The sequence below is a fragment of the Kribbella pratensis genome, assembly GCF_004365355.1.
In the GTDB taxonomy this organism is placed as follows: Bacteria; Actinomycetota; Actinomycetes; order Propionibacteriales; family Kribbellaceae; genus Kribbella.
The window spans coordinates 3124419-3137658 of the sequence record NZ_SODP01000001.1 but is presented as its reverse complement, the minus strand read 5'-3'; the positions used below and the strand labels follow the sequence as shown (position 1 = coordinate 3137658).

At 67.5% G+C, this 13240-nt stretch carries 13 protein-coding genes; 9 read left to right on the top strand and 4 right to left on the bottom strand.

Annotated elements, in window-relative coordinates:
* The first annotated feature begins 19 nt into the window (after window positions 1-19).
* From EV653_RS14820 to EV653_RS14805, 4 genes are all read left to right on the top strand, one after another.
* On the top strand, window positions 20-1693 hold the full coding sequence (locus tag EV653_RS14820) for an alpha-amylase family protein (RefSeq protein ID WP_134103038.1): 1674 nt from the start codon (window positions 20-22) through the stop codon (window positions 1691-1693).
* A gap of 72 nt (window positions 1694-1765) precedes the next feature.
* Window positions 1766-2317 carry a CGNR zinc finger domain-containing protein gene (locus EV653_RS14815; RefSeq protein ID WP_134103033.1) on the top strand — a complete coding sequence of 184 codons (552 nt, stop codon included), beginning with the start codon at window positions 1766-1768 and terminating at the stop codon, window positions 2315-2317.
* On the top strand, window positions 2314-3024 hold the full coding sequence (locus EV653_RS14810) for an AzlC family ABC transporter permease (RefSeq protein ID WP_134103029.1): 711 nt from the start codon (window positions 2314-2316) through the stop codon (window positions 3022-3024). The genes EV653_RS14815 and EV653_RS14810 overlap by 4 nt, the downstream gene beginning before the upstream one ends.
* The gene (locus tag EV653_RS14805) at window positions 2984-3280 is read left to right on the top strand and encodes an AzlD domain-containing protein (protein WP_134103026.1); all 297 of its coding nucleotides are present in this window, start codon (window positions 2984-2986) and stop codon (window positions 3278-3280) included. Before EV653_RS14810 ends, EV653_RS14805 begins: the two co-directional genes overlap by 41 nt.
* Here the strand turns inward: EV653_RS14805 and EV653_RS14800 are convergent.
* Window positions 3277-3786 carry a MarR family winged helix-turn-helix transcriptional regulator gene (locus EV653_RS14800; RefSeq protein ID WP_134103023.1) on the bottom strand — a complete coding sequence of 170 codons (510 nt, stop codon included), beginning with the start codon at window positions 3784-3786 and terminating at the stop codon, window positions 3277-3279. The genes EV653_RS14805 and EV653_RS14800 overlap by 4 nt on opposite strands.
* 112 nt (window positions 3787-3898) lie before the next feature.
* Between EV653_RS14800 and EV653_RS14795 the strand changes: the two genes are divergently transcribed.
* Window positions 3899-4837, top strand: coding sequence for an NADP-dependent oxidoreductase (locus tag EV653_RS14795; protein WP_134103020.1), 939 nt, complete (start codon window positions 3899-3901; stop codon window positions 4835-4837).
* 2 nt (window positions 4838-4839) lie between these two features.
* Here the strand turns inward: EV653_RS14795 and EV653_RS14790 are convergent, their stop codons facing one another.
* The gene (locus EV653_RS14790; RefSeq protein WP_134103017.1) at window positions 4840-5829 is read right to left on the bottom strand and encodes an acetylxylan esterase; all 990 of its coding nucleotides are present in this window, start codon (window positions 5827-5829) and stop codon (window positions 4840-4842) included.
* Window positions 5830-6055: 226 nt separating this feature from the next.
* Here EV653_RS14790 and EV653_RS14785 point away from each other — a divergent pair, with 226 nt between their 5' ends.
* From EV653_RS14785 to araA, 4 genes are all read left to right on the top strand, one after another.
* Complete coding sequence (locus EV653_RS14785) at window positions 6056-7081, top strand: LacI family DNA-binding transcriptional regulator (RefSeq protein WP_202871600.1); 1026 nt, start codon at window positions 6056-6058, stop codon at window positions 7079-7081.
* A gap of 72 nt (window positions 7082-7153) precedes the next feature.
* A complete protein-coding gene (gene araB / locus EV653_RS14780; protein WP_134103013.1) occupies window positions 7154-8818 on the top strand; it encodes a ribulokinase in 1665 nt (554 codons plus the stop codon).
* Complete coding sequence (locus EV653_RS14775) at window positions 8815-9492, top strand: L-ribulose-5-phosphate 4-epimerase (protein ID WP_134103010.1); 678 nt, start codon at window positions 8815-8817, stop codon at window positions 9490-9492. The genes araB and EV653_RS14775 overlap by 4 nt, the downstream gene beginning before the upstream one ends.
* A 22-nt stretch (window positions 9493-9514) precedes the next feature.
* The gene (araA, locus tag EV653_RS14770) at window positions 9515-11014 is read left to right on the top strand and encodes an L-arabinose isomerase (protein ID WP_370357830.1); all 1500 of its coding nucleotides are present in this window, start codon (window positions 9515-9517) and stop codon (window positions 11012-11014) included.
* Here araA and EV653_RS14765 read toward each other — a convergent pair.
* A complete protein-coding gene (locus tag EV653_RS14765; protein ID WP_134103004.1) occupies window positions 11007-11378 on the bottom strand; it encodes a DUF1398 family protein in 372 nt (123 codons plus the stop codon). The two genes, araA and EV653_RS14765, sit on opposite strands and share 8 nt — an antisense overlap.
* A 20-nt stretch (window positions 11379-11398) precedes the next feature.
* Window positions 11399-13141, bottom strand: a complete 1743-nt coding sequence (locus tag EV653_RS14760; RefSeq protein ID WP_134102999.1) for a redoxin domain-containing protein — start codon at window positions 13139-13141, stop codon at window positions 11399-11401.
* Window positions 13142-13240 lie beyond the last annotated feature (99 nt).

The following is a 13240-nucleotide window of genomic DNA, read 5'->3' as shown; positions in this document are numbered from 1 at the left end:
CGATGGGCACGGGGAAGGTATGCGACTGACTGAGACGGCGGATGTGTGGTGGAAGAACGCAGTGATCTACTGCCTCGATGTCGAGACCTTCTTCGACACCAACGGTGACGGATCGGGGGATCTGGCTGGGGTCGCCCAGCGGATCGATCATCTGGCCGATCTAGGGGTGACGTGTGTCTGGCTGATGCCGTTCTATCCAAGTCCGGACCGCGACGACGGGTACGACATCACCGACTTCTACGGTGTCGATCCGCAGCTGGGTACGCACGGTGATCTGGTCGAGCTGATCACGCTGGCCCAGGACCGCGGGATCCGGGTCATCGCGGACCTGGTCGTCAACCACACCTCGAACGCGCACCCGTGGTTCCAGAGCGCGCGCGCCTCGCGGCAATCGCCGTACCGCGATTGGTACGTCTGGCAGGACGAGCCGCCGGCGAACCAGCACGAGGGCATCGTCTTCCCGGACAAGGAGACAAGCCTCTGGCAGTACGACGACGAGGCGGGCCAGTACTACCTGCACCGCTTCTACAAGTACCAGCCGGATCTCGACATCGCGAACGCCGAGGTGCGCGAGGAGATCGAGCGGGTGATCGGCTTCTGGTCGCAGCTCGGGCTGTCCGGCTTCCGCGTGGACGCCGTACCGTTCCTGCTCGACACGTCCGGCGCCGAGGACGCCGGCAACCTGCCGGATCCGCACGACTACCTGCGCGATCTGCGAGCGTTCCTGGACCGCCGCTACGGACGGTCGATGCTGCTCGGCGAGGTCAATCTTCCGTACTCCGAGACGCGCCGCTTCTTCGGTGACGAAGACGGCGACGAGCTGACGATGTGCTTCGACTTCATCGGGATGCAGCGGCTCTACCTGTCGCTGGCGCGTAATGATCCGGCCGAGCTGGTGAAAGCGCTGCGGCAACGCCCGCCGGCTGCCGAGGAGGGCCAGTGGGCGACGTTCGTGCGCAACCACGACGAGCTGACGCTGGACAAACTGTCCGACGACGAGCGCCAGGAGGTGTTCGACGCGTTCGGACCGGACAAGGACATGCAACTCTACGGCCGCGGTCTGCGCCGACGCCTGCCGCCGATGCTGGGCAACGACCAGGCGCGGCTCAAGATGGTCTACAGCCTGCTGTTCTCGCTGCCCGGTACGCCGGTGCTGTTCTACGGCGAGGAGATCGGAATGGGCGAGAACCTCGCCATCGAGGGCCGAGGCGCGGTCCGTACGCCGATGCAGTGGACCTCCGGGCCGAACGGCGGCTTCTCGACGGCCGACCCGTCACAGCTCAGGGCGCCGGTCACCGAAGGCGAGTTCGGTCCCCAGAACGTCAATGTCGCCGCCCAACGCCGGGACCCGGACTCCCTGCTCAACTGGATGAAACTGCTCATCCGGCGTTATCGGGAGTGCCCGGAGCTGTCGTGGGGAGAGTGCACGATTCTCGAGCACAACGCCCCGGCCGTCTTCGCGCACCGATCGGAGTACGAGGGTGGCGCCATCGTCACTGCTCACAACTTCGCGGCCGAGGCGACCGAGGTGAAGCTCGCGGTCGCCGGTTCGGGCGTCGGACTGCGCGCCGTCGATCTACTGCGCGACGAGTCCACTGACCTGGCCGCGGACGGCACGCTGTCGCTGCAGCTCGAGCCCCACGCCGCTCGCTGGCTCCGCATCGTCGGTCCACAGGACCGCTACCTGATCTGACCGCCGGCCGCCACGGCTCTAATGGGCAAAAAGCATATTGCCTGTTAGAGTCGGGGATGGAGGTGGTTCGGGATGGAGTATCGGCCGGAGTTGATCGGAGGGCATCTCGGGCTCGACCTCGTGAACACCGTTGCCTGGCGTCTCGATCCCGCGCGGACCGTCGATCGCTTCGCGGAGTTGCCGAAGGTGCAGCTCTGGTTGCTTGCCGCCGGCGTGAGCCCGGACGAAGCCGTGACGACGCAGCTGCGCGACGACCTGGTCGCCGCGCGGGACGTTGCGTACGACGTACTGGCGCCTCTGGCGGTCGGAGGACAGCCGACCCGTGCCGCGATCGACGCGTTGCACGAGCTCGTCACCGGCGTCGTCCGGTCAGCCTCGGTCGAGCTGGATCCGTTCGGATGGCGAGCCGATGATCCGGCCGGCGCCGTCCGGCTGGCGGTCTGGCGGCTGTTCGAGGACGAGGACCTCGGTCGGCTGCGTCAGTGCGGAGATGGGGGCTGCGGCTGGCTGTTCCTGGACCGGAGCAAGAACGGATCGCGCCGGTGGTGCAGCTCGGCCGACTGCGGCAACCGGGCTCGCGCTCGACGCCACTACGAGCGGGCCCGGGGCGGGAGGACAGCATGAGGTCGTCCGATCGGCAGTCGTTCGTCCGCGGACTCCGTCTCGGCGTCGGACCGGCGCTCGCGACCGGAGTACTGGCGCTCAATTTCGGCGCCGAAGCACGGGCCCGCGGATGGGGGAGCGTGGAGACGGTCGCGTTCTCCGCGTTCGCGTTCAGCGGATCGGCGCAGTTCACGTTGCTGAGTTCGTTGTCGGGAGCAACCGTCCTGGCGGCGATCGTCGCGGCGATGGCGATCAACGTGCGCTACCTGGTGATGAGTGTCGCGATCGCGCCCAGCCTGCGCGGTGGCCGGTTCGCGCGGGTGCTGCAGGCGCAGGCGATCGTCGACGCGTCGTTCGTGGCCGCACACGAGGAGGACGACCGGTACGACGTCTGGCGGCTGATCGGAGTCAGCGTCCCGCAATGGATCTGCTGGACCGCGGGCACGGCCGCCGGCGTATTGGCCGGTCCCTCCCCGGAGCTCATGCACAAGCTCGGTCTCGACGTCGCGTTCCCGGCGTTCTTCATCATCTTGCTGATCGACGAGGTACGTCGTTCCCGGCGCGCGATGCTGGCCTGTGCGCTCGGCGCGATGATCTCCGCCGCGCTGTTGTTCCTCACCGGCCCCAGCTACGCCTTGCTCGGCGCCGCTGCGGCCACCCTGATCGGATTGCGACGAAGGAGGCCTGATGAAGCTGTGGCTGTCGATACTGGCCGTGAGCGCCGCTAACTGGTTGATGAAGGCTGCCGGCCCGCTGATCTTCGGGAAGCGGGACCTACCGCCGGCGCTGGTCGATATCACCCGACTGACCGCACCGGCGCTGCTCGCCGGACTGCTTGTCACCGACCTGGGCCGCGACATCGACTGGACCGAGCTGATCGGAGTCGCCGTTGCCGGCGTCCTCAATCTGTTGAGGCTGCCGATCCTGCCGTCCGTCGCCGCCGGCGTCGCCGCCACGGCCCTGACCCGCCTCGCGTCGGCCTAGCTACCAGCTGCTTTCCTGCGCCGCCGTGGCTCCGCCGACCGAGGCGGGGTCTGACGCATGTGATCTCGCGCGCGGCCGAGGATATCGGCGAGCGTCTCGATATCGGAGCGAGACAGCGGGGCGAACAGCAGGTCGCCGAGGATTGTGACGTGACCGGGGAAGACCCCCGCGAGCACAGCCCGCCCTTCCTCGGTAATGGTGACAGTGATGCTGCGCTCGTCATCGGAAGACGGTGTCCGGGTCACCAGGCCGCGCTTCTCGAGTGTCTGGGCCTGGTAGGTCAGCCCGCTGCGGCTGTAGACGACGCCGTCGGCCAGATCGGTCATCCGCCGGCTGCCGGTCGGGGAGTCGCCGAGGGTGGCCAGGAGCTGGAACTGCACGTAGCTGAGGTCCCCGGCCTCGCGTAACTGCTGCTCGACGGCGTGCTTCAGCAGGCTGCTCGCTTCGATGAGGGCGAAGTACGCGCCCAGTTGGGTGGCATCCAGAGACGACGGCGAGGAAGTCATGAGCCGGACTCTATCAGTGCTTCTAACTCGAAGCACTTGCTTCTAATTCGAAGCAATGCTACCTTCGTTCCAGTTGCTTCGAATCCGAAGCACATTGCGAAGGGAAGAGACGATGAAGGCAGTACGGTTCCACGCAACGGGTGGCCCTGAAGTTCTGCGCTATGAGGACGCCGAGCTACCGATCCCCGGGGTGGGCCAGGTGCGCATCCAGGTCGCCGGGTCGGCGTACAACCCGGCCGACGGCGGCCTCCGCGGCGGATTCCTACCGATCCCGGTGACGTTGCCACACATTCCGGGCTACGACGTCTCCGGCACGGTCGACGCGCTCGGCGACGGGGTGGACGGTCTCGCTGTGGGGGAGAGCGTCGTCGGGTTCATCCCGATGGACGCTGACGGCTCGGCAGCGCAGTACGTCGTCGCCCCGGCGGACGCGCTGGTGAAGGCGCCGACGAGCATCCCGCTGGCTGATGCTGCGGGGCTGCCGTCGGTCGGGCTCACCGCCTCACAGGCGCTCTTCGAGGCCGGTGAGCTGAAGGCCGGTCAGCGGCTTCTGATCAACGGCGCCGGCGGCCCGGTCGGCGGATACGCCGTACAGCTGGCCAAGCGTGCAGGCGCGTATGTCATCGCCACCGCGAGCCCGCGCAGCAGCGAGATCGTCAAGGCGGCCGGTGCGGACGAGATCATCGACCACACGGCTATCACTGTGCTCGACGCGGTCACCGAGCCCGTCGATGTGCTCCTCAACCTGGCTCCGATCACCCCCGACGGGTTCACTGCTCTGGTCGCCCGGGTCCGTGACGGCGGCGTGGTCGTCTCCACGACTCCGACCGTCCCGACGCCCGGGGACGAGCAGCGAAACGTGCGCGCGGCCACGATCTTCCTCCACCCGGACGCAGACGTCCTCTCGCATCTCGTCGGCCTTGTCGACAGCGGCGACCTCCACGTCGAGATCGCCCGGCGCGTGCCGTTGAGTGAGCTGCCGGCGATCCATCAGCAGGCCGACGCGGGAGAGATTCACGGCAAGGTCGTGGCTGTCCCACCCGGCGTCTGACGCTATGCGAACACGTCCGCGAACCAGTCGAGTTGGGCGGCCTGTTGGTAGGCGCCGCCGCCCTCGTGCTCGTTGTGACTGTAGATCCTGATGTCTTTCGCAGTCCCGGCGTAGGCGTTGTAGGCGGCGAAGACGGTCGAGGGTGGGCAGTTCGGGTCCATCAGCGCGACCGAGAACAGTGCCGGTGCCGTGGCCAGACTGCCGAGATTGACGCCGTCGAAGTAGCTCAGGGTCCGGTAGGCGGCTTCGACATGGTCCCGGAAACCTCGCAGGTACTCGGTGATCTCGGCGTACGGCGGCTCGTCGGTGATCTGCACACCCCGCTCGAAGTGGCACAGGAACGGTACGTCGGGTGCGCAGCCGAGCAGCCGAATCCCGGCCAACCCGGCCAGACCGGCCGCGGCGATGGCGATGCCGCCACCCTGGCTCCCGCCCGTGACGATGAGCTTGTCCGGGTCGACTAGCGGGGACGTCCGGACCGCGTCCAGCGCCCGCACGGCGTCGATGAAGACTCGGCGGTAGTAGTAGGTCTCAGGGTCGGTGATGCCCGCGGTCATGAACCCCGGGCTGTGGTTGAGGCCGGCGTACGCAGTGTTGTCCGGGGTCACGTCGGGGCCGCCGCTGTCGTAGCCCTGGCCGCGGTTGTCCATCTGGAACAGGGCGTAGCCGGCCTGGGCCCACAGGGTGTTGCTGTGCGGGAAACCGCGGCCGCCGGAGTAGCCGAAGTACTGGACCACGGTCGGCAACGGGCCGGTGGCGCCGGCCGGGACATGCAGCCAGCCCTTGACCGGCGCACCGCCGAAGCCGGCGAACGTGACGTCGTACGTGTCGATGACAGCGAGCTTGTTGTCGATCGCCGTGAACGTCGCGGACAGGTCGTGCGTGCGCGCCTCGTCGATCGAGCGTCGCCAGAAGTCGACGAAGTCCTCGGGTTTGGCGACCTCGGGCCGGTACTCGCGGAGCTCGTCGAGGGGAAGATCGAACATCGCCATGGGCAACCAATCTGAACCGTGGGCCAGTTGGTAGCCTACTGCGGCCTTGGCGGCGAGCATGTCGAAATCCGTCTGCTCAAAGGAGAATATCCCTTACCCACAAGGGTTTCTGCTCACTGCGCCGCCAACTGGACGCGCACGATGGAAGGGCCTCGTTCGGTTCGCGCCGTCGTCATCCGCAGCTCCGCTGTACCTCGAAGCTGCGCCGGATCCCTACTATTTCTTCATGGCGAGAGCGAGCGAGGGCGTCGGACGAGCTCCGAGCATGACTGACGTGGCGGCCGCGGCCGGCGTCTCGCATCAGACCGTGTCTCGCGTGCTGAACGGATCGGAGCTGGTCCGCGCCGACACGCGCGCCCGCGTCGAGGCGGCGATCGCCGAGCTGGGCTACCGGCGTAACAACGCGGCCCGTCTCCTGGTGACGAACAGGTCGCGCCGCATCGGGATGATCTCGGCGCACCTCGTTCTGCACGGGCCCAGCATGATCGCGGTGTCGGTTCAAGACGCCGGCCACAAGGCGGGGTACGACGTCTCGCTCGTCGCGGTCGAGGACTTCTCGACGCAGTCGCTCCGGGAGGCGGTCGGCCGTCTGCTCGACGAAGCTGTTGAAGCGATCGTCGTGGCCGTTGCGCATCGGGAGGCGCTCGAGCAGGTCAGATCGCTCGACGCGGCGGTCCCCATCGTCGTCGTGCAAGGCGTGAGCGCCGGACAGCCGATGGCGGTGGGGATCGACCAAGAGGCGGGTGCCCGGCTGGCGGTGGAGCATCTGCTCGACCTCGGTCACCGGCACGTTGCCCATGTCACCGGCCCGCTGGAGTGGGTCGAGGCCGGTCAGCGTCGCGCGGGCTGGCAGCTCGCACATGAGGAGCGTCATGTCCTGCCCGGGCCGGAGCTCGCCGGCGACTGGTCGCCGAAGAGCGGGTACGAAGCGGGTCTGCGGATCGCCGAGGACCCGGACGTGACGGCCGTCTTCGCGGCCAACGACGGCATGGCGATCGGGCTCATCTACGCCTTGCACGCGAAGGGTCGCGACGTACCCGGCGAGATCAGCGTCGTCGGATTCGACAACGTGCCCGAGGCGCCCTACCTCTGGCCGGCGCTCACGACCGTCGACCAGGAGTTCTCGCTGCTCGGCCGGCGTGCGGTCGAGCTGACCCTGCAGGCGCTGGCCGGGGATCTCGATCCGTCGACCCAGCTGATCCGTCCGGCTCTGGTCCTCCGCGACTCGACGGCCGTCCCGCGCCTCGGTTAGCGCTAACAGCCGTGTCTACGTCACAGTTGCCAGCCTTGACGCGCGGAATGTTAACGCTCACAATTTCATCTTATGAGCACTGCCGAACAGTTCGTTGTCGGAGTGGACTTCGGGACACTGTCCGGTCGCGCCGTCGTCGTCCGTGTCGCCGACGGGGCCGAGCTCGGTGCCGGCGTGCACGAGTACGCACACGCCGTGATCGACGACCAGCTGCCCGCGACCGGCCGGCGGCTGCCGCCGGACTGGGCGCTGCAGGTGCCCGACGACTACCGCGAGGTACTGCGGACCGCCGTACCCGCTGCCGTTGCCGCAGCCGGGATCGATCCTACGCAAGTGATCGGGATCGCCACCGACTTCACCGCCTGCACGATGGTGCCCTGCTTGGCCGACGGCACGCCGCTGAACGAGGTGGACGGGCTGGCGGACCGTCCGCACGCCTACGTCAAGCTCTGGAAGCACCACGCCGCCCAGCCGCAGGCCGATCGCATCAACGACCTCGCGCGTGAGCGGGGCGAGAGCTGGCTGCCGCGGTACGGCGGGCTGATCTCGTCGGAGTGGGAGTTCGCGAAGGGGTTGCAGCTGTTCGAGGAGGACCGCCCGCTCTACGACCGGATGGAGCGCTGGGTCGAGGCGGCCGACTGGATCGTGTGGCAGCTGTGCGGCCGCTACGTCCGCAACGCCTGCACGGCCGGTTACAAGGGCATCCTGCAGGACGGCCACTACCCATCGGCTGAGTTCCTTGACGGTCTCGCGCCCGGCTTCGGGACATTCGTCGCCGACAAGCTGGAGCACCCGATCGGCCAGCTCGGATCCGCGGCCGGCACGCTGACGGCCGAGGCGGCGGAGTGGACGGGTCTGCCGGCGGGTATCGCGGTCGCCGTCGGCAACGTCGACGCGCACGTGACGGCACCGGCAGCGCAAGCCGTCGACGCCGGGCAGATGGTCGCCATCATGGGTACGTCGACCTGTCATGTCATGAGCGCTGATGCGCTGCGCGAGGTTCCCGGCATGTGCGGTGTCGTCGACGGCGGCATCATCGCGGGAAGCTGGGGCTACGAGGCCGGGCAGAGCGGTGTCGGCGATATCTTCGGCTGGTTCGTCGACAACGCCGTACCGCCGTCGTATCACGAAGCCGCGGCCGCCGCCGGGGAGTCGCTGCACGAGCACCTCACCAGGCTCGCCGCCGGGCAGGCCGTGGGCGAGCACGGGCTCGTCGCGCTGGACTGGCACAGCGGCAACCGGTCGGTGCTCGTCGATCACGAGCTTTCGGGCCTGATCGTCGGCCAGACGCTGGCGACGCGTCCCGAGGACGGCTACCGAGCGTTGCTCGAGGCAACGGCATTCGGAACGCGGGTGATCACCGAGACGTTCGGCGACAGCGGCGTACCGGTGAAGGAGCTGATCATCGCCGGCGGGCTGGCGAAGAACGCGCTGCTGATGCAGATCTACGCCGACGTGACCCGGCTTCCGCTCTCGATCATCGACTCCGAGCAAGGACCGGCGCTCGGGTCGGCGATCCACGCCGCGGTCGCGGCCGGTGCCTATCCCGACGTTCCGACCGCCGCCAAGAACATGGGCAAGGTCAGGCGCGGTGTCCACCTCCCGGACGAAGAGCGGGCCAAGGCCTACGACCAGCTGTTCGAGCTGTACCTCGAGCTGCACGACTACTTCGGGCGGAACAGTCGGTTGATGCGCAAGCTCAAGTCGATCCGGCGCACCGCTCTGGAGACCCGATGAGCGCGATCGCGGAGGTCGCCGAGACGCTGACCCGGCTGCGGTCCGAGGTGGCTCAGCTGCACGCGCATCTTCCGGCGTACGGGCTGGTGGTCTGGACTGCGGGCAATGTCTCCGCCCGGGTGCCCGGTCACGAGCTGATCGTGATCAAACCGAGCGGGGTCGCGTACGACGAGCTGACGCCCGCGAACATGGTGGTCTGCGATCTCGACGGCCGCGTTGTCGACGGTGAGCACGCGCCCTCGTCGGACACCGAGGCGCAGGCGTACGTCTACCGGGAGATGCCGCACGTCGGCGGTGTGGTTCACACGCATTCGCCGTACGCCGTCGCCTGGGCCGCGCGCGGCGAGTCGATCCCGTGCGTCACCACGATGTGCGCGGACGAGTTCGGCGGCCCGATCCCGGTCGGCCCGTTCGCGATCATCGGCGACGACTCGATCGGCCGCGGGATCGTCGAGACGTTGCGCGACTCGCGCTCGCCCGCGGTGCTGATGCAGAACCACGGCGTGTTCACGATCGGGCCGACCGCCAAGGCCGCCGTCAAGGCGGCGGTCATGTGCGAGGACGTCGCCCGCACGGTGCACCTCGCCCGCCAGCTCGGCGAGCCGATCCCCATCGAGCAGACTTATATCGACCGCCTCTTCGATCGCTACCAGAACGTCTACGGACAACGATGATCGCCGGAAGGACCACATGTCTGTGAACAGCACACTGCGAGAGGTCTGGTTCCTCACCGGCAGCCAGGGCCTGTACGGTCCGGGCACCCTCGAGCAGGTCGCCGAACAGTCCCAGGCCGTCGCGAAGCGGCTGGCCCGCGCCAACCTGCCGGTGGAGATCGTCTGGAAGCCCGTGCTGCTCGACGCCGGCGCGATCCACCGGCAGATGCTCGAGGCGAACAGTGCGCCGCAGTGCGTCGGCGTGATCGCCTGGATGCACACGTTCTCGCCCGCGAAGATGTGGATCGCCGGACTCGACGCGCTCCGCAAGCCGTTGCTGCACCTGCACACACAGGCCAACGTTGCGTTGCCGTGGGCAACGATCGACATGGACTTCATGAACCTCAACCAGGCCGCCCACGGCGACCGGGAGTTCGGCTACATCCAGTCCCGGCTGCACGTGCCGCGCAAGACCGTGGCCGGGCATGTCGAGTCGCCCACCGTCCAGGCGCGGGTCGGGCACTGGGCCCGTGCCGCGCTCGGCGTCGCGGAGCTCCGGTCCCTCAAGCTCGCCCGGTTCGGTGACAACATGCGCGACGTCGCCGTCACCGAAGGGGACAAGGTCGAGGCGCAGTTGAGGTTCGGTGTATCGGTCAACACCTACAGCGTCAACGAGCTGGTCGCAGCGGTCGACGGTGTGGCCGACGGCGACGTCGACCCACTGGTGCAGGAGTACGCCGACACCTACACCGTCGCGCCCGAGTTGCTGCCCGGCGGCGACCGGCACGAATCCCTGCGGTACGGCGCCCGGATCGAACTCGGCCTGCGCTCGTTCCTGACCGAGGGCGGGTTCGGCGCGTTCACCTCCAACTTCGAGGATCTCGGCGGCCTCCGTCAGCTCCCCGGCCTGGCTGTGCAGCGGTTGATGGCCGACGGGTACGGGTTCGGCGGCGAGGGCGACTGGAAGACGTCGGTGCTGCTGCGCGCGAGCAAGGCGATGGCCGAAGGGCTGCCGGGCGGCACGTCCTTCATGGAGGACTACACGTACCACCTGGTGCCGGGGGAGGAGAAGATCCTCGGCGCGCACATGCTCGAGGTGTGTCCGTCGCTGACGACGGGCCGCCCGTCACTCGAGATTCATCCGCTCTCCATCGGCGGCCGCGAGGATCCCGTCCGGTTGCGCTTCACCGCCGATCCCGGCGCCGGCATCGTGGTCGGGATCGCCGATCTGGGCGATCGCTTCCGGTTCACGGCGAACGTCGTACAGGTCGTCGAGCCGGACGAGGAACTCCCGCGGTTGCCGGTCGCGTGCGCGGTGTGGAAGCCGGAGCCGTCGCTGGCCACCTCGGCCGAGTCCTGGCTGACGGCGGGCGGACCTCACCACACCGTGCTGACCACGGCCCTCGATCGCGAGGTGTACGAGGACTTCGCCGACCTGCTCTCGGTCGAGCTGGCCGTCATCGACGCGTCGACCACCGTCCGCGAGTTCCAGCGCGAGCTCCACTGGAACGACGTCTACCACCGCCTGACCCGAGCTAGGTGACATCCTCCTGGAGGAGGGTGTCACCGGCCTTGTCGAGGTAGGAGATCGTCAGGGCTTGGGTGTCGAAGATCCATTTCTCGATGCCGCTGTCGGCGAGAGCCTTGGACATCTTCACGTAGTTCGTTTCCTTGAGGGCTTCGGTGAGCATCGTTCGATCGCTCACCTCCGCAATCGTGAACTTCTCGTGAGCCGGCGGCGTCGAGACAACATAACCGTCGGCGCCGCGATGCTCGGTGTGGCCGTCCGTCACGAACGACACGGATTCTCGTACGCCGATGTCCTTCAAGGCGTTGAGGTACGCCGGGAGCGTTGCCGCCTTGCCATGTCTGTCATGGATCTCGTTGATCTGGTCGATCCTGAACATGACGTTCACTCTAAGGGCGATCAGCCGAAGCTGAAGGTGAAGGCGGAGATTCCTGGGGTGTAGGTGAGGGTCATGGTTTTGCGTTCGGCGGTGGGGCTGTCGACCAGTTGGTAGGCGTTCGGGGTGCCGTCGACCTGGATGACCCGGTCGGGTTCGCCGGGGATCGAGACGGTGACGGTGCCGTGGCCGGACAGGACGTGGTACACCTTCGAGGCGTTGAAGTTGAGGCGTGCCCGGGAGCCGGTGGTGGACGTGACGCTCTGCGTGCCGACGGCCCAGTCGCCCCCGAGGCTGTAAGTGTCGTTCGGTTGAGTCGGATTGACGCCGAAGGCAACGGTCTTGCCGGGCGTGAGCTTGCCCGACGTGCCGGCGAGGTTTGTCGAGCGCGAGTAGGCCAGGTACGTCTCCGGCGTACGGCCGTCGACTCCGACGTCGGTCTTCACGGTGCCGTCCACCGGCTCGGGCAACTTCGTGTTCGGGTTCGCGGTGGTGAGGAGATCGCGGAGCTGCTGTTCGGTCTGCGCATAGTCGCCTTCGCCGAAGGTGATCGCGCGAACGGTGCCGTCGGCATCGATCAGGTACTTCGCCGGCCAGTACTGGTTCCGGTACGCCGTCCAGGTGGCGAGGTTGTTGTCCTGGACAACTGGGTACTCGATGCCTTCCTTACGGATCGCCGACCCGACGTTCCCTGCGTCCTTCTCAAACGCGAACTCGGGGGAGTGGACACCGATGATCTCCAGACCCAGCGACCTGTACGCCTTGTCCCACGCGAGCAGATGCGGTGTCGCGCGCTGGCAGTTGATGCACGAATAGGCCCAGAAGTCGACCAGGACGACCTTGCCCTTGAGATCGGCCAAGGTGGTCGGCGATCCGTTGAACCATTTCTGCGTACCGCGAAATTCCGGCGCCGCTCCACACGAGGCCAGCTCCGCCGCGCCCGGCGTGCACTTGCTGAGTTCGGCCGACGCATTGCCGATCGCCGGTGCGAGTGCGCCCTGCACTGTCTTGTTCTCGGCGACCTTCTTCTCCAGTCCACTGGTGTAGGACGGCAGCTCGCGCTGGATCACATCGGTGATGTTGAAGGCCAGCGCGCCGGCGAGCAGGATCATCACGACCCCGCCACCGATCCGGAAGCCGCGTGCATGACTGCGGTACGACTTGACCCGCTGGGAGATGCGCGAACCGGCGGAAGCGAAGATCAGCAGCGGCAGCGCTGCCCCGAGCGCGAACGAGACCGTGAGTACGACGGTCCGCGAGCCGATGTTGCCGGTTGCGCCCGCGACCGTGATCGCGGCGAGCACCGGACCGGCGCACGGCACATACAACGTGCCGAGACCCAGACCGAGAACGAACGCGCCGCTGTCGTTCCGGTTGATCTTCGGCAGTCGGTAGAACGGCTTCTCGATGAGATGTCCGAGCGCCGGCACGATGAGGCCGAGACCAACAAGCGTGAGGATGGTCAGGCCGGTCCACCGCAGGAAGTCGTCCGGTAGTCCGAGCGCCGAGAGGATCACGGAGCCGACCAGCGTGAACACGCTGAAGCTCACCACGATGCCGACGATGATCTTCAACGGCCTCAGGTCGCGTCGCGTCGACGTACCACCGGCTTCGGCTGCGGCCTGGGCGTCAGCGTCAGCTCCTGTTCCTGTTCCGGCTCCGGCTCCGGCTCCGGCGAAGAAGATGATCGGGAGCATCGGCAGCACACACGGGGAGACCCCGGTGATCAGACCGCCCAGCAATCCGATGAAGGCCAGCGTGATCATCTGCAACACCCCAAGGCGGAAGCTCAACAAGACACCGGTACTTCGTCCCAGCTCAGCTGCCGGATGGGTGCCGCCGAGGGCCAGACCGTATAAAGGACT